General features: G+C 57.5%; 21 protein-coding genes. 12 read left to right on the forward strand and 9 right to left on the reverse strand.

Annotation, left to right across the window (positions count from 1 at the left end; all coding sequences use genetic code 11):
* Window positions 1–8 precede the first annotated feature (8 nt).
* Window positions 9–1,598 (reverse strand): GspE/PulE family protein, encoded by a 1,590-nt coding sequence (locus ABIK48_08300; protein MEO0022153.1) that lies wholly within the window; start codon window positions 1,596–1,598, stop codon window positions 9–11.
* 156 nt (window positions 1,599–1,754) lie between these two features.
* Here ABIK48_08300 and ABIK48_08305 point away from each other — a divergent pair, with 156 nt between their 5' ends.
* The 10 genes from ABIK48_08305 (at window position 1,755) to ABIK48_08350 (ending at window position 11,293) form a co-directional block, all read left to right on the forward strand.
* Complete coding sequence (locus ABIK48_08305; GenBank protein ID MEO0022154.1) at window positions 1,755–2,195, forward strand: PEGA domain-containing protein; 441 nt, start codon at window positions 1,755–1,757, stop codon at window positions 2,193–2,195.
* Window positions 2,196–2,200: 5 nt separating this feature from the next.
* Complete coding sequence (gene amrS / locus ABIK48_08310; GenBank protein ID MEO0022155.1) at window positions 2,201–3,307, forward strand: AmmeMemoRadiSam system radical SAM enzyme; 1,107 nt, start codon at window positions 2,201–2,203, stop codon at window positions 3,305–3,307.
* Window positions 3,265–4,335: a DUF362 domain-containing protein gene (locus tag ABIK48_08315; protein ID MEO0022156.1), complete on the forward strand. Its 1,071-nt coding sequence runs from the start codon at window positions 3,265–3,267 to the stop codon at window positions 4,333–4,335. Before amrS ends, ABIK48_08315 begins: the two co-directional genes overlap by 43 nt.
* 4 nt (window positions 4,336–4,339) lie before the next feature.
* A complete protein-coding gene (locus ABIK48_08320; GenBank protein ID MEO0022157.1) occupies window positions 4,340–5,062 on the forward strand; it encodes a segregation/condensation protein A in 723 nt (240 codons plus the stop codon).
* On the forward strand, window positions 5,059–5,547 hold the full coding sequence (locus ABIK48_08325) for a hypothetical protein (protein ID MEO0022158.1): 489 nt from the start codon (window positions 5,059–5,061) through the stop codon (window positions 5,545–5,547). Before ABIK48_08320 ends, ABIK48_08325 begins: the two co-directional genes overlap by 4 nt.
* A gap of 3 nt (window positions 5,548–5,550) precedes the next feature.
* Window positions 5,551–6,468, forward strand: coding sequence for a quinolinate synthase NadA (nadA, locus tag ABIK48_08330; GenBank protein MEO0022159.1), 918 nt, complete (start codon window positions 5,551–5,553; stop codon window positions 6,466–6,468).
* Between the two features lie 31 nt (window positions 6,469–6,499).
* Window positions 6,500–7,006: a hypothetical protein gene (locus ABIK48_08335; protein ID MEO0022160.1), complete on the forward strand. Its 507-nt coding sequence runs from the start codon at window positions 6,500–6,502 to the stop codon at window positions 7,004–7,006.
* Window positions 6,996–7,637 (forward strand): hypothetical protein, encoded by a 642-nt coding sequence (locus ABIK48_08340; GenBank protein MEO0022161.1) that lies wholly within the window; start codon window positions 6,996–6,998, stop codon window positions 7,635–7,637. Before ABIK48_08335 ends, ABIK48_08340 begins: the two co-directional genes overlap by 11 nt.
* A 5-nt stretch (window positions 7,638–7,642) precedes the next feature.
* The gene (locus tag ABIK48_08345; protein MEO0022162.1) at window positions 7,643–8,416 is read left to right on the forward strand and encodes a class I SAM-dependent methyltransferase; all 774 of its coding nucleotides are present in this window, start codon (window positions 7,643–7,645) and stop codon (window positions 8,414–8,416) included.
* A gap of 186 nt (window positions 8,417–8,602) precedes the next feature.
* A complete protein-coding gene (locus ABIK48_08350; GenBank protein ID MEO0022163.1) occupies window positions 8,603–11,293 on the forward strand; it encodes a S8 family serine peptidase in 2,691 nt (896 codons plus the stop codon).
* A gap of 54 nt (window positions 11,294–11,347) precedes the next feature.
* On the opposite strand, the gene ABIK48_08355 is transcribed toward ABIK48_08350, so the two are convergent.
* From ABIK48_08355 to ABIK48_08385, 7 genes are all read right to left on the reverse strand, one after another.
* Entirely contained in the window at window positions 11,348–12,076 is a 729-nt protein-coding gene (locus ABIK48_08355; GenBank protein MEO0022164.1) for a metallophosphoesterase family protein, read from the reverse strand.
* Window positions 12,077–12,078: 2 nt separating this feature from the next.
* Window positions 12,079–12,498: a transcription antitermination factor NusB gene (nusB, locus tag ABIK48_08360; protein ID MEO0022165.1), complete on the reverse strand. Its 420-nt coding sequence runs from the start codon at window positions 12,496–12,498 to the stop codon at window positions 12,079–12,081.
* A 23-nt stretch (window positions 12,499–12,521) separates the two neighbouring features.
* Window positions 12,522–12,983 carry a 6,7-dimethyl-8-ribityllumazine synthase gene (gene ribH, locus ABIK48_08365; protein ID MEO0022166.1) on the reverse strand — a complete coding sequence of 154 codons (462 nt, stop codon included), beginning with the start codon at window positions 12,981–12,983 and terminating at the stop codon, window positions 12,522–12,524.
* Window positions 12,970–14,250: a bifunctional 3,4-dihydroxy-2-butanone-4-phosphate synthase/GTP cyclohydrolase II gene (locus ABIK48_08370; protein ID MEO0022167.1), complete on the reverse strand. Its 1,281-nt coding sequence runs from the start codon at window positions 14,248–14,250 to the stop codon at window positions 12,970–12,972. The genes ribH and ABIK48_08370 overlap by 14 nt, the downstream gene beginning before the upstream one ends.
* Window positions 14,251–14,332: 82 nt before the next feature.
* Complete coding sequence (locus ABIK48_08375; protein ID MEO0022168.1) at window positions 14,333–14,701, reverse strand: hypothetical protein; 369 nt, start codon at window positions 14,699–14,701, stop codon at window positions 14,333–14,335.
* A gap of 593 nt (window positions 14,702–15,294) precedes the next feature.
* Window positions 15,295–15,963 carry a T9SS type A sorting domain-containing protein gene (locus ABIK48_08380; GenBank protein MEO0022169.1) on the reverse strand — a complete coding sequence of 223 codons (669 nt, stop codon included), beginning with the start codon at window positions 15,961–15,963 and terminating at the stop codon, window positions 15,295–15,297.
* 68 nt (window positions 15,964–16,031) lie between these two features.
* Window positions 16,032–16,502 carry a hypothetical protein gene (locus tag ABIK48_08385; protein MEO0022170.1) on the reverse strand — a complete coding sequence of 157 codons (471 nt, stop codon included), beginning with the start codon at window positions 16,500–16,502 and terminating at the stop codon, window positions 16,032–16,034.
* 119 nt (window positions 16,503–16,621) lie between these two features.
* Here ABIK48_08385 and ABIK48_08390 point away from each other — a divergent pair, with 119 nt between their 5' ends.
* Complete coding sequence (locus ABIK48_08390; GenBank protein MEO0022171.1) at window positions 16,622–18,223, forward strand: T9SS type A sorting domain-containing protein; 1,602 nt, start codon at window positions 16,622–16,624, stop codon at window positions 18,221–18,223.
* Window positions 18,224–18,396: 173 nt separating this feature from the next.
* Window positions 18,397–22,050, forward strand: coding sequence for a kelch repeat-containing protein (locus ABIK48_08395; protein ID MEO0022172.1), 3,654 nt, complete (start codon window positions 18,397–18,399; stop codon window positions 22,048–22,050).
* Between the two features lie 982 nt (window positions 22,051–23,032).
* On the opposite strand, the gene ABIK48_08400 is transcribed toward ABIK48_08395, so the two are convergent.
* The gene (locus ABIK48_08400) at window positions 23,033–23,599 is read right to left on the reverse strand and encodes a hypothetical protein (protein ID MEO0022173.1); all 567 of its coding nucleotides are present in this window, start codon (window positions 23,597–23,599) and stop codon (window positions 23,033–23,035) included.
* Window positions 23,600–23,861 lie beyond the last annotated feature (262 nt).

Raw genomic sequence — 23,861 nt, forward strand, 5'->3', positions numbered from 1 at the left:
ATAGATTTTTAATCAACCTTTTCCGCTTCTTCCATAACCTCTTCAATTGTAGTGATACCGGCGACGACCTTCCGGATACCATCCTCCCACAGGGTACGCATCCCGTATTCCCGCGCCAGCGCACGGATTGCCGAGGTCGGTGGCCGGGTGACTACCAGTTCGCGGATGCGGTCATTCATCTTCATGACTTCAAAGATCCCGATCCGGCCCCGGAAACCGGTGTTCCGACAGTGTTCACACCCCTTGCCTTTGTAAAATTTGGTGCCGGGTGGCAGTTCCAGCTCCTCCAGCATCTTTGCCGGCGGGTCATAGGGGTATTTGCATTTGGGACAGATCCGCCGGACGAGCCGCTGTGCCACAACACCTTCCAGACCGGAGGCAACGAGGAAGGGCTCAATACCCATGTCAATCAGACGGGTGACCGTGCCCGGTGCGTCATTGGTGTGAATGGTGGAGAATACGAGCTGACCGGTCAGAGCGGCGCGGATGGCAACACCGGCAGTTTCCGCATCACGGATTTCACCGATCATGATCACATCCGGGTCCTGACGCAGGATGTGCCGGAGACCGACAAGATAGGTGTAGCCGGCACGCTCGTTGACCTGAGACTGGCAGATTTCATCCAGATCATACTCCACCGGGTCCTCAATGGTGATGATATTAGTGTCGGCAGAGCGGATCTCCTGAAGAATGGCGTAGACGGTGGTTGATTTGCCCGAACCGGTCGGACCGGTGATCAGAATTACGCCGTGCGGCTTGGCGATCATCTCGCGGAGCGCCTGATAGCTTTCGTCCACCAGACCCAGTTCGTCCAGTGAGAGCAGGCGCATGCGGTCGAGGATACGCATCACCACCTTTTCGCCATAGGTGGTCGGGAAGGTGGAGACCCGGAAGTCAATCTCCCGGCCGTCAACAATTGCACCGTAACGGCCGTCCTGCGGTACCCGCTTTTCCGCAATATTCATCTTGGACATGATCTTGATTCGGGAGACCACCGCCAGCTGGAGCGCCTTTTTCGGGGAGACGATCGGATGGAGGATGCCGTCGATCCGGAACCGGACCCGCAGGCCTTCACGGGTCGGCTCAATGTGAATGTCACTGGCACGCTCCCGGACCGCCCGGATGATCATCTGGTTCACCCAGCGGACCACCGGTGCCTCGGAGGCGAGCTCCTCGAGTTTCTTCGGTTCCGCACTCATTTCCGCCACGGCGGCGCTGTCGCCTTCCTCGGCGGGCAGATCATCAAGGCTGGTGATTTCCGGTTCATCCGGCAGGTCAGCCGGCTCGGGTGCGGCGTAATACTGATTGAGCGCCTGATAAAGGTCCAGCTCGCGGCAGACCATCGGCTCCACCTCCATTCCGGTCATCCGCCGGACCTCATCAATCGTGTAGATATCACCCGGGTCAACCATGGCGACTGCCAGCGTATTACCCGAACGGAAAAGGGGAATGAGCTTGTTATTGCGGAGAAACTCTTCCGGGAAAAGCTGAAGCACCTCAGAGTCCAGTTTAAAGCTGGTCAAATCAATAAACGGCACGCCGTATTTCTGCTCTAATGCGGCTCCGCTTTCTTCAATCGGTGTCTGTTCATCAGCCATTTTTCAAGCCTCCTTAATTATTACCGCCATGGGCACTGCATACCAGAATAATTATACCGCAAAGGGTGCGGGGTTGTCAATTAAATTTTGGCAATGACGGATGGGGATACCGTTTACCGTTTTGACAGCAGGATTTTTTTTGGATAGTCTTTTATTATGATGAGCCTGTTAATCTTTGCAGGATTGATTTCCGGGCTGGCAAGTCCCGGATTTCTGTCGGTGAATTCCCAGCCCGCCGGGATGCCGGTATATGTTGAAGGGGAGAGTGTCGGAACAACACCGCTGGTGCGGTATCAGCTTGAGCCGGGAAATTACTGGGTGACAGTGGTTTCCAATGACAGTCTGGAGCGGCTTTATCAGACGGTCCGCACCGGTTCCCCAGGGCGCCGGCTCTCAGCAATCTGGACCCTGGCACGACTTGATGCCGCCTCAACCCGGGTGGAGATTCTGCCGGCAATGGAGACTAAAGTGGAGATCAGCGCCCGGACCATGGAGCAGAGTGCCCGGCGGGCGAAATGGCTTTTCGGCGGTTCGGTCTTCGGACTTTTCGGGCTGGGTGCGATTACCGGGCTGGTAATCGGGCTGGTGGTTAATTGAGTTTCATGCTGAGGGGTTGGGGGAAAGCAGGGCTGGCGGTTTTTCTGCTGGTTCTGGTCGGGATGATGCCGGCGGTGGGCTCAAAGACCGGCCAGCACAGCGGTGCCAGGGAGGCGATGTGGTACCGGAAGCTGGGTAACCGAGTTGTGCAGTGTGAGCTGTGCCCGCGGCGCTGCGTGATTGCTCCAGGAAAAAGGGGTTTCTGCCGGGTCCGGGAGAACAGAAACGGGGTGCTTTATTCCTTGGTCTACGGAAAGCCATGTTCAATTAACCGCGAGCCGATTGAAAAGGCGCCCTTTTTCCATTTTCTGCCCGGCAGGGAAAGGTTGACGCTGGCAACGGTCGGGTGTAATCAGCGCTGCCGGTACTGTCAGAACTGGGAGATCTCTCAGGCAGAACCGGAGGATGTGCCGGCAGAGAAGATGAGTCCGGAGGAGGTGGTGGCGCTGGCGGAACGACTGAAACTGCCGGTTATCTGTTTTACCTACACCGAGCCGGTGGTGTTTTATGAGTATATGTACGATATTGCCTGGCAGGCGCGGTCCAGAGGGATCAGAACTGCCGTTGTTTCCGGTGGCTATGTGAATCCGCAGCCGCTGGAGTCGCTGTGCCGGGTGGTGGATGCAATCAAGATTGACCTCAAGGGGTTTACCCCGGAGTTTTATGAGCGGGTGTGTGGTTCAACGCTTGCACCGGTGCTGTCGGCATGCCGGACGGTTGCCCAAAGCGGAGTGCACCTGGAACTGGTGAATCTGGTGGTGCCCGGATTCAATGATGACAGCACAACCATCCGGCGGATGTGTGAGTGGATCCGGGACAGTCTGGGGGACACAATTCCGGTGCATTTTACCCGGTTTCACCCCGATTATAAACTGCTCAACAGTCCCGCAACACCGGTGGCAACACTGGAACGGGCGGTGCGGACTGCGCGGCAGGTCGGACTCAAGTATGTATATGTCGGTAATGTCCCGGGCCATCGGGATGAGAATACCTACTGTCCGAACTGTGGTAAAAAACTGATCGGGCGTCAGGGGTTTACGGTGATGGAAAACAATATTGTGAATGGCAGGTGCCGTTTCTGCGGCAGCAGAATCAGTGGTGTGTGGCGATGAGCAGAGCCAGGGTGTGGTTTTTACCTAAGGAGCGGGTGCTGGACGGGCTGGGGGTGGTACTGAAAAATTCCGGATTTTTTGAGATGGTGAAGCCGAGGAAGCGGGTCGGGATCAAGGTCCATTTCGGCGAGGCGGGTAACAACAATCATATTGACCCGGAGTATGTGCGCCGGGTGGTGATTACCACTACCTACTTCAATCTCCAGCCGGTGCTGATTGAGACCACTTCCCTTTACCGGGGCAGGCGGCAGCGGGCAAGTGAGCACATCAAGGTGGCGCATGAGCATGGATTTGTTCCGGAGCGGGTGCTCGCACCGGTTGATATTCTTGACGGTGAGTACGGCGAGAAGTTCTATGCGGTGCCGGTGCCGAACGGACGGGTAGCCGAGGCGTATCTGGCTTCGGGACTGCGCTATTACCGCTATCTGATTAACCTTGCTCATTTCAAGGGCCATTTTGTTGTCGGCTATGGTGGTACACTGAAGAATCTCGCGATGGGACTGGCAGCCAAGGCGGGCAAGCTGGCGATGCATTCCAGTTCCAGGCCATATGTTGAAAAGGATAAGTGTGTGAGCTGTGGCACCTGTGTTGACTACTGTCCGCATGATGCGATCGGTTTCGTTGAGTATGTGGCGAAGATCGGCAGGTCCTGTACCGGCTGCGGCGGGTGTGTAGCGGTATGTCCCTCTGGGGCGATCCGGCTGAACTGGGATGAGGCGTCCGAGTCGGTCCAGGAGAAGATGGCAGACTACTGCCAGGCGATCCTTGCCAGCCGGGTAGCGATTCACTTCAACTTTGTGCTGAAGGTTACTCCGAACTGCGACTGCTATCCCCAGACCGAGGAGCCGGTAATTCCTGATGTTGGCGTATTTGCCTCGCTGGACCCGGTTGCCTGTGATCAGGCGGTGCTGGACCAGATCGGGATGGAGATCCGGCGGCTGTATCCGCACCTCAATTATCAGGTGCTTCTGGAACGGGCGGTGGAGCTGGGGCTGGGGAAAAGGGAGTATGAGCTGGTAAATCTTTAGTTTTATGAGTGAAGTAGCACAGGTCCGGCTGGATATTTTTGAAGGTCCGGTGGAGCTGCTGCTCTACCTGGTGCGGAAGAATGAGCTGGACATCCTTGACATTCCCATTGCCCGGCTGACGGACGACTATCTGGCGATGCTCCGCAACAGCACGGTGCTGAATCTTGAGGTGGCAGGTGATTTTCTAACAATGGCGGCGGTGCTGGTGCGGCTCAAGGTGCGGGCACTGCTGCCCCGGACCGAAGAAGAGGATCTGTCAACACCTCAGGTTTCACTCGAACAGATTCTGGATGCCTACCGGCAGTTTCAGAGTGCGGCACGGCTCCTGGCTCAGAAAGAGGCGGAACAGCGGCAGCGCTTCCCGCGCCGGGGCGAGTCACCGCCAGTGGCCCGGGCTGAGGGGGAGGATATTGCGGTGCTGACCCGTGCCTTCAGCCGGCTGCTGACACGGCTCAAACCCGAACCGCGGCTGACGATTACCCCGCGGGAAATCAGAATCGAGGACAAGATTGAGGGGCTGAGGCTCCTTTTAAAGGAGCGGGCGGTGGTTGAGTTTGAGGAGGCGGTAAGCGGGGCAACCCTGGGGGAAATCGTTGTAACATTTCTGGCACTGCTGGAACTGGTCCGGCTGGGAGAGGTGCGGGTGGAACAGCAGGAGGAGTTCGGTCCGATCCGGCTGATGCGGCGGGAGCCGGAAAATCTGACCCCGGTGTCGGAGGCGGGATGAGGCTTTATACACTGGGAATCGGCCGCCGGCCCGGATTTGAGTTCAGCCGGCTGCTGACCAAATTCGGCATTCAGGTGCTGTTTGACATTCGTGCCAATCTGCCTGCGGCACCGGTTAATCCACCAAGTTTCTTCGGTGCGGAAAAGACCGACTACAGCCGGGCGGGGATGGAGGCGCTGTGTTCAGCCAACAGGGTTAATTACCTGTATCTGGGGAATGAACTGGCGCCACCGGAAGGGATGGGAGCAGTCCGGGACAGTCTGAAGGAATGGCTGAACCGGGAGCAGGTGCGCCGGGGGCTGAAGATTATTGCCGGCAAGGTGCCGGTCCGGGTGTGCTGTATTGTCTGCTCCTGTTATCTGCCCGAGCGGTGCCACCGGCTGGTCATTGCGGAGGAGCTGGCAAGACAGGGGATTGAGGTGGTGCATATTCTGGAGGAGGACCGTTTCTGGACGCCGGCGGTGCCACGGCGTCCCCGGAGGTGAAGAGTGGCGGAAAGTGGTGAGCAGGAACGGCTGATTGCGGAAATCAGACAGCTGAAACAGAAGCAGCGGGCGGTGATTCTGGCACACAACTATCAGCTGCCCGAGATCTATGAGGTGGCAGATTTTATCGGCGATTCGCTCGAGCTGGCGCAGGCGGCTGCCCGGGTGGATGCGGAGCTGATTGTCTTCTGCGGGGTACGGTTCATGGCGGAGAACGCCAAACTGGTCAATCCCGGGCGACCGGTGGTCCTTGCCAATCCCAGGGCAGGATGCCAGATGGCTGACATGATTACGGCAGCGGCGCTGCGCCGGCGCCGGCAGGAGCTGGGAGATGTCCTGGTCGTAGCCTATGTGAATACGCCGGCGGAGGTCAAGGCGGAGGCGGATATCTGCTGCACCTCAGCCAATGCGGTGCGGGTAGTTCAGTCTCTGCCCGGTTCAAAAAAAATTCTCTTCGTGCCGGACCGGAATCTGGGACGCTGGGTGGAGCACGAGACCGGAAGGGAGATCATTCCCTGGGAAGGGTTCTGCTATGTCCATGCCCAGTTTACGGTTGAGGATGTCAGGCGGGCGCGCATTGAACATCCCGGTGCGCTGGTGGTGGCCCATCCGGAATGTCCGCTGGAGGTAATTCAGGTCGCCGACCGGGTGGCATCAACGAGCGGGATGGTCCGGATTGCCCGTGAGGTGAAGGAGCTGGTGCTCGGGACCGAAGCCGGGATGTGCAACCGGATCCGGCGCGAGTACCCGGACACCCGGTGTTATCCGCTGCGCCGGACCGCCATCTGCCGGAATATGAAACTCACCAGTCTTGAAGATGTCAAGGGGGCACTGCAGGGGATGGTTCCGGAGGTGGAGATACCGGCGATCGTGGCAGAGCGGGCACAGCGGGCACTGCAGCGGATGCTGGAGATTTCTTGACAAAAGCCCGATTCGGGGATAAAGTTCTTTTGTGGTCAATCTGACAGTAATTTTGGCTCTCCTGTGCAGCGGGCTGGATGTCGGCGGCCGGGTGGGAATTGCATTTCCCACCGGCGGAGTAAATCGCACGCTCCGTTCCGGCACAACCGTCGGCTTGCAGGCGGGTTATTCTCTGGACCGGCACCGGCTGGAGCTCGGATATTCATATTTCACCTTTCCGGGGCAGGTGAGCGTTCCGTATGAGCTGAGGGTGCATGATGTGGCGCTGGCTTATGATTTTGAGTTTTTCCACCGGATGAACTGGGGCATCAGCGCCGGGGCGGGTGCGGGCTACAGCATCCTGCAGCGCAGCTTCAACACCGGTCGGGAAACGGGCAGGACCCCGGATATTCATCTGGCGGTGAAAGTTATTCAGCACGAAGGGAAAAGCCGGGTGAGTGCGGGACTGGATAATATCTTCTTCATGGAAGGCAGGGCAGACCGCCCTTTGCTGACCTATATTCCAATGCTGCGGGTGGAGGTGGGGTATGCCTTTTAGTGCGAGCAAGACCAGGGTGACGCTGGCGGTATCCGGGCTGTTATTACTGCTTGCCGGGCTGATCATTGGCTGTTCGGAGCGGGTTCTGTTCCGGGCAGGCAGAAATTATTTTCCCCTGACTGCGGGCAGGAGCTGGAAGTATGCGGCCGGGAATGATACGGTTTTTGTGGAGGTGCGGGGTGATACTGCGGTGCTCAACCGGGGATGCATTCAGGTGGACCGGAATTTTGCGCCGGAGTATTATATCACCAGCCCGAACGAAATCAGAAAACTGATCGTTACCACCATACCCAGACCGGGAGGGGAGGATACGGTCGAGTTCCGCTTCGGGTTACTTTACTGGCTCCCGCCGGTTCTCGGCAACCGGTATCAGGACCAATTTGACACCACCCTGATCTCCGGTCCGGATACGATTGCCTTTACTCATCTCCTTGATGTCCGGGTGAGCGGAGTTGAAACGGTGACCGTGCCGGCAGGTGAGTTTGAGGACTGCTACCGGCTGGAATTTACCGAGATAACCGTCAGTGAAGACACTACTGTTATCAACTGGGTGGAATGGCTGGCACCGGATGTGGGAGTGGTAAAACGTTCAACCGGCAGTGGCGACGAGTTGCTGGTGGAATACCGGTAGGGGAAATGGAGCGGCGGGATTACATTCCGGTTGCTCCTTCCTGGGAGCGTAACCCTGAAGACAGTGACATCTGGCGCCGGGTGGTGGTGATGCCGACGCTGGTACTCAACCAGGCAGAACTGGAGTTTCTGGGAGTGGTAGCAGGCCGGCGGGTGGTGGTGCTGGGTGCGGGTGAAGGCATGGTGCCCCTTGCGCTGGCGGCGATGGGGGCAAGAGTGACGGTGGTTGATCCGACAAACAGCGGTCTGGATGTGGTTATGGTCCGGGCACAGATTGTGGGGGTGGAACTGGAGTTTCGTGAGGCGGAGTTCGGCAGGCTTTCTGCACTGGGTGAGGGCTGGTGTGACATCGCCTATGCTGCCCAGCTGAGTGCCGGCATTGAGAATCTGGGTGATTTTTATCTTGAGGTGTTCCGGATTCTGACTCCCGGCGGCAGGCTGATCATCAACGAGTATCATCCGTTCCGGCGCATCTGGAAACAGGAGCCGGGACAGCCGCGGGTTGCGCATTCCTATTTTGAGCGTCAGAAACCGAGAGAAGAAGCGGAGGAGGAGTTCCGCTATCCGGGGATGCCGGATGAAACCCCGGCCGGTCTTACCTCCCGGCGCTTTGAGTTCCGCTGGACCGTTTCGGATCACTTCTTCTTTCTCAACCGTGCCGGGTTCCGGGTCACGGGCATTGAGGAGGTGGGCGATGCCCGTCAGCACTGGGAGATGCCCAACCTTTCCGGTCTGCCCGAACAGCTGATCATCGCTGCGGACAAGCCGTCCGGCGATTAGCGTTTTTTCCGCCGGCGGTCCGGCAAGTTGTTGACTTCAGCCCGGCATTCTTTATGATTAAAGCTGACAATTCCGGTTTTTCACTCAGCCAGAACAAACAGGAGAGTGGAAGCGGAATGACTGCTGGCACCTGACCAGTAACTGGAGCAGGTGGTAATTTTAGGTTTTATTAACAGGAGGAAACGGATGAGAATCAGAGTATTAGCCCTCGTGGCAGCAGCAGTGATGGTAGTGTCTGCCCAAGGCAACTGGCCCGACCTGCTGCGGCCGGTAGTCCGGAGTGCAGACGGCGAGGAGCATCTTGCCGGTCAGCTGATTATTGAGCTGAAGCCGGAAATGCGCGGACGGGTCAGTTTGAACGAAAAGGATGGCGTGGCACTGTTCGGAATTACGGCACTGGACGAACTGAACCGGAAGTGGGGGGTCAAACTGATCGCACCGCTCTGGCGCCGGCCGACCGTGGACCCGATTGCAATGAAATACGGCTGTGATCTGCAGTATCTGATTCAGTTTGATGTCGATCAGGATATCACGCCGGTGGCTGCCGACTATGAGCGGCTGGCGGAGGTGGAGTATGTGTGCCCGAACGGGTATATGCGGTTTGATGAGGTGCCGAATGATCCGGAATACAGCCGGCAGTGGCATTTTGTCAACCTCGGGGCGCCATTTGCCTGGGGTGTTGCCAAGGGCAGAACCCGGGTGGTCAACTGTGTGCTGGATGACGGGCTGGACCTGTTCCATCCCGACATTGAAGCCAACCTCTGGATTAATACACCCGAGGATGTTAACGGCAATGGCAGGTTTGATACCCTGCCCTATCCCGATGGGGACCTGGACGGGGTGGATCAGGACATGAACGGCTATGCGGATGATGTGGTCGGCTGGGACTTTGTCACCGGTGATCCGATCCCGATGCCCTACGGCACCAATGAGCACGGCACCCACTGCTGGGGGATTACCAATGCGGTAACCAACAACGGGGTTGGTGTTGCCGGCACCACCTGGAACAGCCGTTCGATGGCGCTGCGCTGCGGACAGGAGGGCGGGATCAGCATCTATGCGGCGATCGGGGCGATCTACTACCTGGTGCCGATGAACGCCTGGTCGATTTCGATGAGCTTCGGTTCCGCTTCTCCCTATCAGCCGATGGCAGACGCCTGCCAGTACGCCTGGGATTCGGGGCTGGTGCTTTTCGGTTCAGCGGGAAACGAAGGGGTGGAGGCGATGCGCTATCCTGCCTGCTATAACGGGGTGGAAAATGTCGCCGCTTCAGGCAGAAATGACACTAAAACCTCCTGGTCCAATTACGGCACCTGGGTGGATGTAACCGCACCGGGTGAAGGGATTTACTCAACGGTGCCCCGGCTGGTCGGTTCGTATGCCGCCCTTGACGGGACCTCAATGTCCTGTCCGCTGGCTGCGGGTGTTGCCTGCTGGATCAAGTCCTATGACTCCACGGTTTCCAATGCCACCTGTATTCAGCTGCTCCATGATGCCTGCGATTCCATGCCCGATCCGCTCTATGTCCAGGGCAAGCTGGGTGCGGGCCGGGTTTCAATGGCGAATGTCGTGCTCCCGCAATATTACTGCAATCTGAAACTCACCGGCTGGCGGTTCAATGACGGCGGTGGTAACGGCATGCCCGACCCGGGGGAGACGGTGGCGCTGATTGTTACCTACACCAACAGCCCGGGATGGCGCACCGCAACCAATGTGCAGGCGACACTCGGGGTCCTCGGTACTGATGTTACAATTGTCAAGGGAACGGCGACCTTCCCGGATATTCCGGGTGGAGGCAGTGGCAGCTGTTCTGCCGATTCCTTTGTCTTTCAGATCAGTCCGGCGGCACCGCCGGAAATGCTCCGGTTCTTCCTCACCGTGAGCGCCAGTCCGGAGCCGGCATATCCGGATACCAGCTTCACTGCCCAGTCCGGCAGTCCGCGGGTGCTGATCGTCGATGATGATGCGGGACAGAATTATGAGCGCTATTATACCTCTGCCTGCGATTCCAACCGGTTACTCTATGATGTCTATTCGGTTCAGAATTCGGGTTCTCCTTCGGCGGACACCCTGCGCCACTATCCGGTGGTCATCTGGTTCACCGGTGATGCCCGGACCAACACGCTGACGCCGACCGATCAGGCAAATCTGGCGTCATATCTGGACAACGGCGGCAAACTGATTCTCTCCGGGCAGAACATCGCCTATGAGCTCAACGGCAGCGCTTTCCTGCGCGATTATCTCAAGTGTGAATTCGTTGCGGACTCAACCGGCAAACCCTATCTGCCGGGAATTGCCGGTGATCCGCTGACCCGCGGGGATACGATGGTCACTGCCGGCGGTGGCGGGGCAAACAACGCCCGTTCCAGTGATGCGATCCGCGCGCTGGGTGAGGCGGTTGCCTGTGCCCGTTACCGGGACTATCCGGATACGACCGCGGTGCCGATGATCCGCTATGCGGGCAGCTACCGGCTGGTCTTCTTCTCGGTGCCGTTTGAGGCGATTGACCACTCCAACCGCTATCTCCAGCGCTGGACCCTGATCCGGAGAATCTTTGACTGGTTTGGTGAGCGGTTGCCCGGGGTAGAACAGCCGTTAGTGGCAAGTGAAAGCCGGCGACCTTATGCCCTGCGGATTACACCCAATCCGTTCAGCAGCCGGGCGCTGGTGGAGTTCACCGCGCCGGTAACGGGCGGTGTCGAACTCCGGGTCTACAGCCTCAGCGGACAGCTGGTAAACAGGGTAAGCCGTCAGGTCAGTTTCGGCGACTATGTCCGAATCAATGTTGATGCCGGAGCGATGACAAACGGCATCTATCTTTTCCAGCTGGTAACCGCCGAAGGTGTTTACGCCCAGAAGGCGGCGGTCCTGCGCTAAGATCCAGGAACTGTTAAAACGGGGGATGTGCGATGTCACATCCCCTTATTTTTTTCAAGTGCCGGTCGCCAGCCGCTGGGCAAGGGATTCCGGGAGTCCGGCAGCGATTATCTTCTGCTGAGTGGTGGTGAAATCGTATTTCAGCCGGTGGAACTCCGCCCGCCGTTCCTCCCAGTCAATGATCAGACAGCAGGCACGGGGGTCGCCATTGCGCGGCTGTCCCACACTGCCGACATTGAGCAGGTACTTGGCGTCCGGACGGAGCTCAAACGGATTTTCGGTAATGATGTGTGCCTGCCTGCCGGATATCCGCTCAACCACCATCGGGATGTGGCTGTGGCCAATGAAACAGATGTCATTGATGAAACTGCCCATTTCCTCTGCCGCCGCTTCCAGGGTAACAATATATTCCCACTCGGACGGGGCGGATGGTGCGGAGTGAAGAAAATGAAACGGTCCGAGATCATCAGTCAGGGGCAGATTTGAGAGATAACCAAGCAGCCGTTCATCCAGCCGGTTTTGGGTCCAGCGAATCGCCCGGGCAGCAACGGGATTGAAACTGCCGATGCCAATCCGCCCGGCAGCCGCCCAGTCGTGATTACCGGCAACAACCCTTGCCCGGCTGGCGCGCACCAGCTCAATGCACCTTTCCGGGTCCGGTCCGTAGCCCACGACATCACCGCAGCACAACAGCCACTGCACGCCCTCTTTCCGGAAGAAATCCAGGACGGTGGTCAGGGCTTCAAGATTGGAATGGATATCACTGAAAACGCCGATCCGCATCTCTACTGATTTACCGGCGGGTACTTCTCCTTGTAAATACTGTCCAGCACACCGTTAACAAACTTCCCCGCCTGATCATCGCCGAACTTCTTGGCGATCTCAACCGCCTCGTTGATTGCCACCTTCGGCGGGACATCATTGAAATAGAGCAGTTCGGCACAGCCGATCCGCAGGATTGCCCGGTCCAGATAGGTGAGCCGCTCCAGGCGCCAGCGCCGGAGATGGCGGCGCAGACAGTCATCAATTTCGGTGCGGTTGTTTTCAATGGCGGTAATCAGCCGGCGCAGATAGGTTTCCGCCTCATCTGACGGGTTACGGCGCAACAGAATTTCCTGAATGGTTGACTCCGGCTCATCGCCCACCAGCTCCAGCCGGTAAAGAACCTCCACGGCGCTTTCCCGAGCCAGCCGGCGCTGGGTCATACCATTATGGCGGATAGAGCTGATTACTGTCCGGGATTCAGATTCGCCAGTTCAATCACAGACAGAGCGGCATTCCAGCCCTTGTTGCCCTGCTTGGCGCCAGCCCGCTCCAGTGCCTGCTCCAGCGTATCGGCGGTGATGATGCCGAAGGTGACCGGCACCCCGGTCTGCATTGCGACCTTCGCCAGCCCCTTGGCAACTTCAGAAGAGATGTATTCGGCATGCGGTGTATCGCCCCGGATCACCGCTCCCAGCCCGACGAGCCCGTCATACTTCCTGCCCTGTGCCAGCTTCAGGGCAACCGGTGGGATTTCAAACGAACCCGGTACCCAGAAGATGTCAACCGCCTTCGCATTATGCCGTTCCAGACAGTCCAGTGCGCCGGCAAGCAGCTCCCGGCTGATCAGCTCATTAAACCGGGAGACGACCAGGCAGAAGGTCTTGCCCGTGGCGTCCAGTCTGCCCTTGAATTCACGCCTTTCCATCTGCCACTCCTTTCTCAATCTCGCCCAGAATGTGGCCCAGGCGATCCCGTTTGGTTATCAGATATTTCAGATTGCGCCGATTGGGTTTCACGACAATCGGCACCCGTTCCACAATTTTCAATCCGAATCCGGCGAGCCCGACCACCTTGCGGGGATTGTTGGTCAGCAGCCGGATGCTGGATAAGCCGAGGTCACAGAGAATCTGGGCGCCGATGCCGTAATCCCGCAGGTCCGGCGGGAACCCCAGTGCCAGATTGGCATCAACTGTATCCAGTCCCTGATCCTGCAGGGCATAGGCGCGGATCTTGTTCGTAATTCCGATCCCCCTGCCCTCCTGCCGCATATAGAGCAGAACCCCGCAGCCTTCCCGGGCGATCATCTGCATCGCCCTTGCGAGCTGCTCCCCGCAGTCACAGCGCAGCGAATGGAGCACATCGCCGGTCAGACACTGGGAATGCACCCGCACCAGCACCCGCTCTTTTCCCGCAACCTCGCCCTTGACCAGTGCCAGATGGGCATACCCCTCAATCTTGTCCTCATAGACGATAAGCCGGAAGTTGCCGTAGCGGGTGGGCAGTTCGGTTTCAACCAGCCGCTGAACCAGAATCTCCTGCTGGCGCCGGTATTCAATGAGGTCCTTGATCGTCAGAATCTTGAGTGCGAACCGGCGTGCCAGCCGCCGCAGTTCGGGCAGACGCGCCATCCTGCCGTTATCAGCCATGATCTCACAGAGCACCCCTGCCGGTTTCAGCCCGGCAAGTCGGGCAAGGTCAACCGCTGCTTCAGTATGTCCTGCCCTGACCAGCACACCGCCTTCCCGGGCGATGAGCGGAAAGATATGTCCGGGCCGGGCAAGGTCTTCGGGCCGGGTCTTCGGATCGACCAGCGTCTTGATCGTGATTGCCCGGTCGTGTGCCGAGATACCGGTGGTTGTTCCCCGGACCGCATCTACCGAGACGGTCCAGGCGGTGCCGTGCAGGGCGGTGCTGTTCGGGATCTGGGGAAACAGCTCCAGTTCCCGGGCGCGCTCGGCGGTCAGGGCGACGCAGATCAGCCCCCGGCCGTATTTTGCCATGAAGTTTACCTTGGCCGGGGTGATCTTCTCGGCAGCACAGACCAGATCCCCTTCATTTTCCCGGGCTTCATCATCAACCACAATCAGCATTCTGCCCTGGCGGAACTCCTTCAGGGCTTCGCGCACAGTTGTAAATCCGGCACCAGAGGAGCGGGTCTGCCGGCAGCGGGGTTGAGATCTGTTCCCTGCCATACCTGAACAATAATGTTAAGGCAGAAACAGCGGATTGTCAAACATCGGGCGGGCGGGTCAGCTGACCCGCCCGCCGGGCTCGTTACGGCGTGGGTGCGGAGATGGTCAGGACCTGAGAGCGGATCTGTTCCAGCACCGGCAGCTGCAGACCCCGGCTTGTCCATTTCTGCATCAGGATGGCGGTCTCCCGGGTCAGTGCGTCGCCGGCGATCTCGCGCCGTCTGAGTGACCAGAGTTCCCGGGCAAAGGCGAGGTAGGCGGGGTTGTCAATCGTCGCAACTCCGTTCTCATTCAGCACCTGCCTGGTTCTGGTTTCAAGGGCGATCAGCTCGGGCAGGACCGCCTGCATATTGGCGGTCATCGTATTCCGCAGCTCCTCGAGAATCGCCCTGATCCGTTCCGGGCTGGTTTTGACCGTCCACTTTGCCAGCCGCTGTGTCAGGTTTGCCATTAAATCACCTCCTTTCTGCGGCAGGTTTCTCTTCAGACCGGTGCTGCCGCGGGCACCGGTCCTTTTTCCGCTTCCATACAGTTAGAGTCCGGAAAAAGCCAAAATTTCACATTGAATAAAGGGACTAAAGGCAGGATGACAAAAGAAGAAAGGGTATCGGAATGACAGAAAAGAGGACAGTCATTTCGACCGGAGCCGAGCGACAGCGAGGCGGAGTGGAGAAATCCCGCAAAAGCGATTCCTCGACAAGCTCGGAATGACAGAAGGGGGAGGGATTCCTCGACTCGGCTTACCCCTCGCTCGGAATGACTAAAGGGGTAATAATCGTCATTTCGACCGACGCGAATCCGAAGGCGCGCACTTTTTTCGGTCATTTCGACCACAGCGGAGCCGAAGGCGGAGCGAAGTGGAGAAATCCCTCTAGGGATTGCTCGACAAGCTCGGAATGACATAAAACACAAGAGCGATTCCTCGGCTCAAGCCTGCCCCGACGAGAAGAAAAGGAGGGGCAGGGAATGACGGAGTTTACCGCTCGGTAAAAAATAAAAAGGGGGCAGAACGCCCCCATGCCGATTCTGATTACTGATTATTAATTAACGGAGGATTATCAGCTGTCCGGTTTTTCTGCTGTCAGGAGTAATTACCCGGGTCAGGTAGACTCCAGGGGACAACAGGGAGATATCAACTCGGAGGGGTGAGTGAGCAACGGTCTGCCAGTGCTTTTCATACACCAGATTGCCGGCAAGGTCGTAGATTTCCAGCCGGAAACTGCCGTTGGCAGGTGCGAGTGCGTTTATCAGCAGAAAACCGCCTGTTGCCGGATTGGGTGTAATTGTAATTCGGTGTGGTCGCAATGGCGATTCCGGCTGGGCGATACCGACGAGCACCGTGTCTTCAAACCGGACCTTCGGATTCTGAAAATTATACGAGGGCAGTTCATACCAGGTGTCGACGACCAGGGGGTCGATGGTAAACTGCGATGGTATCCCGTTAAGTCGATAGAAGAGCCTGCACCACTGAGGCCATTCTGATTTCTGCTGAAACTGGAATGTGTCCAGGCTGCCGGCAACCGCCTCCCAGCCCGGGGTTGATTCCAGAACCGGAAACGGACTGGTCACCAGATACCAGATGATACTGTCAATCTGAACGGTTGTATTACCGGCTTCAAGGACACCGGCGACATCCACCAGCGCCAGACCCTGGGAATTGAGGGCAACAAGGACAGCAAGCGTCAGGATCAGGATATGACCGAACCTTTTCATAATTCACCTCCCGGATTGATTATACTGAAACATGCCCGGACTGTCAAACAGGTCATAAAATCCCCGTATCAGTTATAGGTATGGCCAATGACGATGACCGTTCTGCCTTCCTTCGGCGTGACGGTCAGCTCCACTACCTCCTTGTCTCCGGGAGCCCGGAAGACCAGCATGGTATATGTTTCCTTTTCAAAACGCTGAACAATTTCCCATTCCTTAAGCAGTTCCTGAAAATACTTCAGGACCTTCTCCGCCTTGTCCGGCGTTTCAAAATTGTAGGAGCATCCCCAGCGCGGTCGCTCGTATTTGCCGAAACGGGCAAGCGGTCTGGCCCCAGGGTAGAGGAGCTTCTTTGGCAAGCCGGTTAGGTCCACGCCATCAACTTCACCCTGATAAATGGCGCCGAGCAGGCTCTGGAACTTGAAGGCGGGCTGGGTCGCAGATGTATCGGGCAGGGTGGCGGGACCCTTTTTCGGACAGCCGGTGGTGAACAGATTCAGGGTGGCGAGCAGTGTAAAAATGATGAAATATTTTGCTTGCATTTTCCTCCTTTTTCTGTTATAGTAAAACAAAGTGACCAGAATGTCAAATTTACCACAGGGTTACCGCTATTTAACGCTGGTCATTCAATTGCCTTCAATAAAAATAAAAAGGAGGATGTGTGAACAGTAAGGTATTTGCGTCGATCGTTCTGTTCGGAACGGCAGCCTTGGCTTTACCGCTCTGGGTCAACCGCTATAACGGACCGGCAAACAGTGACGAGATGGCGTGTGCGGTGCTGACCGATGCGGAAAGAAATGTAATTGTCGTCGGCTCCAGCCCGGGCACAACCACTGCCTATGATATTGTTGTGCTCAAATATTCACCGAATGGTGATTCGCTCTGGGCAAGGCGGATTGCCGGACCGGGCTATTCGAACGATATCGCCAAGGCGGCGGTGCTGGATGCGAGCGGTGCGGTATATATTACTGCCACCACCGGCACCTATCCGGACTACAACATTATGACCCTGAAGATTAACGCCAACGGCACTGATGCCTGGAGTGCCACCTATCAGGGGAGTGCCGGCAAGGCGGATGAGCCGGCAGGGATTGCGGTGGACGATGCGGGCAATGTCTATGTGACCGGCAATGAGACGAACGCGGACAATGTTACCGATATCGTCACGATCAAATACTCAAGCAGCGGTTCCCGGGAGTGGTTTGTGGTTTTTGACGGTGGTGCTACTGATGTGGCGGCGGGTATCAGGCTCGGTCCGGGAGGAACGGTTTATGTTGCCGGCTCCAGTGTGCAGGGCTCATACACCGATTATGTGACAATCAAATACACTTCAAATGGTGCGGAAGCCTGGTCAGAATACTACAACGGTTCGGGCAATGCGGAGGATGCGGCAAGCGGGCTGGCAGTGGCTGCGGATGGCAGTGTCTTTGTTACCGGCAAGAGCGCAACCGCACCACCGCCGGGTGGAAGGTATAACTGGGTAACGGTTAAATACGATGCCAACGGCAGTCGGCAGTGGGCAAAGACCTATACCGGTGCCAATGCAGGTGCTGAGGCATATGGTCTGGCACTGGGGTCCAATGCCCTTTATGTCTTCGGCAAGGTGATGCGCAGCGGAAACGCGGATTACGGGCTGGTGGCTTACAATCCGAATACCGGTGATACTCTGTGGGTCCGAGTGCACAACTCCCAGTTCAATAAGGACGATGTTCCCTCCCAGATTCTACTCGATGGACAGGGCAAGATTCACCTGATCGGTTCAAGCAAGGACGCCAACAGCAGGTCGGATTACTACCACATCCGGTATTCCAGCACGGGGGTATTTGAAGGCACCGGTGCCCGCTATAACTCACCCTATGACAACGATGACCAGGGGGTCGGGATTGCGGTGGATGATATGGGGCAGGTGGTTGTAACCGGTGTATGCTACTGGGGTGTTACCAGCATGAACTATGATATCGTTACGGTGAAGTATGATTCGGCCGCACCCGGAATTGCTGAAGCCAGGGTTTTGCCGAAACCGGCACCAGGGCTGGTGCTTGCGCCCAATCCCGCACCCCGGAATTCATGGGTAAATCTGCTGGTTGCGGGTGAAGGCACGGCACAGATAAGGGTCTATGATGCTGCTGGTGCGGTGGTCAGGACCGATAATGTCCGGTCCGGGGCTGATTTCTACCACATCGGCGGTCTGCAACCCGGGGTTTATCTTGTGGAGGTAAACCGGAGGGGCAGGAGTCAGTGGGCAAAGCTGGTGGTGGAATAACCGCCGGGTGGGAAAATTTCTGCTTGACAGCAGATTGCGGATTGTTTATAATAATAACGCTGGGTTCAACTCCGCAATAAATGCAGTAAGGGTTACACTGCCTGGAGAGGCAGGTCTGGTAATTTGCAACTGATGAACCCGGCATCAGAATAAAGCACAAATAAGGAGGCAAGATGAGTAACAAAAGAATGCTGGGCTGGCTGCTGGTGGTGCTGGCAGTGCCGGTTTTCGCCGCATCACCGGTAATCAGTGCCCAGAAGGTGCACTACCACTGGGCGCCAACCGCACTTCATGCGGAGCCCTGCACCCGGACCGACTGTGATCAGTCTACAGTCTGGCAGCCGGGGGGAGCGCATCCGCAGATAATCGGCGGTGGCACCGACGGTAACTGGGTGTCATATCCACCTCCGAGCACGAACGCGGACCGGATGTGCTCAGCCAATGTCTACGATATTGAGCACAATATGATGTATATGATCGGTGGCGATCCTCAGGGATATTACGGCGTAGCTTACAATCAGCGGTTCAATCCGGTAACCAACACCTGGACCAACATGGCGGACATGCCCGGCGCGCGGACCTGGCTGGATGGCGAGGGCTCCTACTGCCGGCATCTGAACAAGATTTACATTGCGGGCGGATATACGGGCAGTGCGAACAACAACATGTGGGAGTATGACATTGCGACCAACACCTGGTCAGCCAAGGCGACAATGCCGAGCGCTACTTTAGCTTACGGCTCCTGCATCTGGAACGACTCGCTGATTTACATCCTCGGCGGTACCGGTCCGAGCCTTTCCGGCTCCAATGCGGTGCAGGTTTACAATGTGAACCAGAACACCTGGGCGACCGCAACCTCAATGCCGGAGGCGGGTGATATGGGTTCTGCCTGCATCGTGGGCGACACCATCTTCATTACCAACTTCTACAACCGGCAGAGCGGTTCGCTCTGGAGCACGGGCAGAAAGGGTGTTATCAACTCCTCCAATCCGCTCTCGATCACCTGGAGCAACCTGCCCACTTCAATTCCAACCCTGGGATTCAACGGTGGAACGACCGAGCTGGGGGGCTGGGTCTACCGGCTGGGCGGATTTGCCAGTCTGAGTGGTGGCGCGCACAAGCGCGGCTGGCGGTATCAGCCGAGCACCGGTCAGTTTGAAACCCTGCCCTGGCTGCCTTCGCCACCGAACAACGGTGTTGCCCGCTGCAACTTCCTGTGCGGCTGGGAGTTGTCCAATGAGCTGGCAAAGGTTGCGGGTGATGATGAGGGTGACTGGGGTACGCCGAACAACACCTATTACCGGAATCAGTTCACCCCGCCCCATGATGTCGGTGTCTCAGCGATCCTTGAACCGCCTTCTCCCAATGTCCAGAACGGCGTTACTGTTACTCCGAAGGTCAAGGTCAAGAACTACGGTCTGAATGCGGAAGGAAACTTTGCGGTTAACTTCAAGATTGACTCTGCCGGCGTCACAATCTATGAGGATGGCGCGCTGGTGGATTCGGTCTATCCGGGTGAAGAGGTGGAGGTTGAGTTCTCCACGCCGTGGACGCCGAACTGCGCACTGTGGAGCGGTTACACGGTCACCAGCTACACGGTGCTGGATGGCGATGCGATTGCTGCCAATGATACGCTCCATATGTTCATGCTCTATACGCTCGATACCATCTACTCCTACCGTTCCAGCAGCACGCCGTCGATTGACGGTTACATCGCTCCGGGTGAATGGGACGATGCCTACTATGTGAACGCCAGCAACTTCTGGGGCTGGGGCGGCACACCCTATCCGCCGAATGCGGCAAAAGCCTGGTTCAAGCATGACGGCAACTACCTGTATGCGGCGTTTGCAATGCCGCTGGCAATGACCCGCGACATCGGTGATCAGATCGGCTTCTATCTGGATGAGAACAACGACGGTCAGTGGGCAACCGACAACTCTGAAGGCAACTACTGGTACTGGGTTAACGGTTCGGGTGTTGATGAGGTGCTCTACCGGCCGATCACACCGTCCGGTCCCGGAGTCCAGGGTGTTGCACCGGGTGCCCAGTCGGTTACCGGCGTGTTCAACGGCTATCTTGTATTTGAAACCAAGACGCCGTTCGGTGTTCTGCCCTATCAGCTGAATATGAACCCGGCAGGCGACACTGCCCACCTGTGGTTCTTTGAGCTGGATAACAACCGGTTCTTCGGCTGGTGGAATGCGGGCATGCCGGCAGACTCCTGGCTTGTCCCCTCCTGGTATGGAACGATCATCCTCCAGACCCTGCAGTCGGGTGATGTGGGTGTGAAGTCGATCGATGCGCCGGCGTACGGTCAGCCGGGCAATCCGGTGACCCCGAAGGCGACCTGGAAGAACTACGGCTCAACCGCAATGAACTTCACCGCCTGGTATCTGATCAACGATCCGGATGGGAACCGGGTCTACGCCGAGTCCCAGAACGGTTCGCTGGCAGGCGGTGCGGAAATCCAGTTCACCTTCCCGAACTACACGCCGACCGTTGAGGGTCAGTATGCGGTGAAGTGCTCCACGGTTGCGGGCGGTGATGTTAATCCGGCAAACGACATCAAGCAGGGGTCGTTCCGGGTGAGCAGTGGACCGCCGGTCCAGCCGGGCTGGAAGGAGATGGCTTCGATCCTGAATCAGGTCAAGGACGGCGGATTCCTGGTCTACAACGAGGAGAACGGCCTGGTTTATGCTGCCCGCGGCTACAAGTCCGGTGACTTCTATCAGTATGACCCGAATGCGGACACGATGGGCGCCTGGACCGCACTGGCACCGGCGCCGTCAATCATCGGCAAGGGTGGCAATGGCTGCTATGGCGGCGGTTATGTCTATGTGATGCATGGTCAGAACACCGCCAAGTTCTCCCGCTACAACATCGCTGATAACAGCTGGGAAGCCCTGCCCGACATTCCGGGCTGGACCTCGGGCAAGAACCCCAAGGGCGGCGGTGATCTGGTGTATGCGGTGGTTGAGGATGTGCCCTATGTCTACCTGCTGAAGGGTTACAAGCAGGACTTCGGCCGGTTCAATGTCCAGACCTCCACCTGGGAGTCACTGCCGGCAGCACCGGCGGGTGCCAAGCCCAAGTGGGACAAGGGCTCCTGGATGGTCTACGACGGTGCGAACACGATCTACGCCCACAAGGCGAAGTACTCCGAGCTGTGGACATTTGATGTCGCTACCGGTCAGTGGGGTTCCGCTTCTCTGCCGGGCATTCCGACCGCAAGCTCCAAGACCGGCAAGAACAAGAAGCCCAAGGACGGCAGTGATGGCGCCTACTTCCAGGGATTCCTGTTTGCGCTCAAGGGCGGTAACACCTGCGAGCTGTGGCGGGATGATGTTGCGGGCGGAACGGGCTGGACTGAGCTGGATCTGATGCCCGAAGTCGGTTCCACCGGCAAGAAAAAGCGGGTGAAGGCGGGCGGTTCGTTTGTCAGCGCCGGCAACTGGATCTTCTACGCCCTCAAGGGTGGCAAGACCAGCGAGTTCTGGCGCTATGTTGCCGAGCCGCCGGCATTCGCTTCCACACCGGAGCGTTCGGGTGTGATGGGTCAGACGATGACGCCGGCACGGTTCGGCTTTGCGCTGACGCCCAATCCGCTGGTGAAGGGCTATGGTCTGCTCTCCTACAGTGTGCCGCAGGCGGGTGCGGCGCGGGTGAAGGTGTTTGATGTCACGGGTCGGACGGTTGCGGAGTTCGGCTTTGTGGCGCAGGGCACCGGTACCCGGAGCCTGGATCTGCGGCAGCTGTCTGCCGGCATCTACCTCGTGAAGTTCGAGGCGGCAGGACAGAGCGCAAGCCAGAAGCTCATCGTCCAGTAGCGACTGCGAACGGATTGCGGGGGGCGATATCGCCCCCCGCTTTTGTTTTCAAGGGATTTCTCCACTCCGCCTCGCTGTCGCTCGGCTCCGGTCGAAATGACTGAAAAAAGGTGCCTCGGCGTCGTCCGGTCGAAATGACCGTCCTCTTTAGTCATTCCGAGCTTGTCGAGGAATCGCTTTTGAGGGATTTCTCGACTTCGCCCCTTCGGGGCTGCGCTCGAAATGACTGTCCTCCTTCCTGTCATTCCGAGCGAGGCGTAAGCCGAGTCGAGGAATCGCTCCCCCCTTCTGTCATTCCGAGTCTGTCGAGGAATCGCTTTTGAGGGATTTCTCCATTCCGCTTCGCTTCAGTCGAAATGACTGTTCCTTTAGTCATTCCGAGCTTGCCGTCCCTCCTTCCTGTCATTCCGAGCGAGGCGAAGCCGAGTCGAGGAATCTCAAGGGATTTCTCCACTCCGCCCTTCGGGCTCCGGTCGAAATGACTGAAAAAAGGTGTGCCGGCGGCTCCGGTCCTCGTTTCTGGTCATTCCGAGCGAGGCGAAGCCGAGTCGAGGAATCTCAAGGGATTTCTCCACTTCGCCCTTTGGGTTCCGGTCGAAATGACCGTCCTCTTTAGTCATTCCGAGCTTGTCGAGGAATCGCTTTTGAGGGATTTCTCCATTCCGCTTCGCTTCAGTCGAAATGACTGTTCCTTTAGTCATTCCGAGCGACGCCCCGCAGGGGCGGAATCGAGGAATCTTAGGGGATTTCTCCACTCCGCCCTTCGGGCTCCGGTCGAAATGACAGCAAAGTGTGTGCCTTCGGCGTCGCTCCGGTCGAAATGACTGGAGGGGGTGCGTTCGGGTTCCGGTGGAATTGGCGGTTAAGTTATATAAGTAAGCTGTCTCACGCCTTGCTTCAGTTGAAATGAAATATGGGGCGGGGTCAAAATGAAAATAAAAAGGGCGGTCGGCTGACCGCCCTGAATCGTTAAACTGCCGGTCTACCGGACGAGCAGGATACGCTGATAAATCCGGGTGTCTGCGGAACGGAGGAAGTAAACACCGGGTGCGAGATTGACCGGTTCCACCCGCTGCCCCAGGTGATTCACCAGTTCCAGCTCACCGCTGGTGACAAAGTTCAGCAGTTGCTGATAACCGATAATGCCAGTCAGGACTGGATAAACCAGAACCGGCTTTTCCTCCTGAACCCCGAGTTCGCCATGGAACATGAACCTCAGCTGTTCATTGGGCGGGCGGAGCTGATACCAGGAGTCGGACTGGGGACGGTAGAGGCTGTCATAGCCGGGCATGCCGCCGGCGTTGAATGACATTTTGATAATTGCGGGCCAGCCGGCAAACTCGGGGAAGACAAAGGATGTGGTCTCTGCCGGGTTGACGTTCCAGCCCGGGGTGGTGAACCAGATGCGGTTGGTGCCGAATTCAAAATAGACCGAATCAATTTCCACCGGCATCGCTTCAGTGGTGACATAGCCGGTGATATTCATCTGGGCAAGGGCAATGCCTGCCAGCCCGAGAATAAGGCAAAGGGACAGAACAGTTCTGCGCAAAGTGACCTCCTTATTGTTAATAATCTATTTTATTGCCGGTTAAGAGGGGTGTCAAGGAAAATGCGGTTGCAGAATAAAGGGATTTCTCGGCTTCGCCCCTTCGGGGCTGCGCTCGAAATGACCGTCCTCTTTTCTGTCATTCCGAGCGAGCCGAAGGCGAGTCGAGGAATCTTAAGGGATTTCTCCACTCCGCCCTTCGGGCTCCGGTCGAAATGACCGGAGGGGGTGCGTTCGGGTTCCGGTCGAAATGACCGTCCTCTTT

The sequence above is a fragment of the candidate division WOR-3 bacterium genome, from assembly GCA_039801085.1.
Classification (GTDB): Bacteria; Hydrothermota; Tepidihabitantia; order Tepidihabitantales; family Tepidihabitantaceae; genus JAOABP01.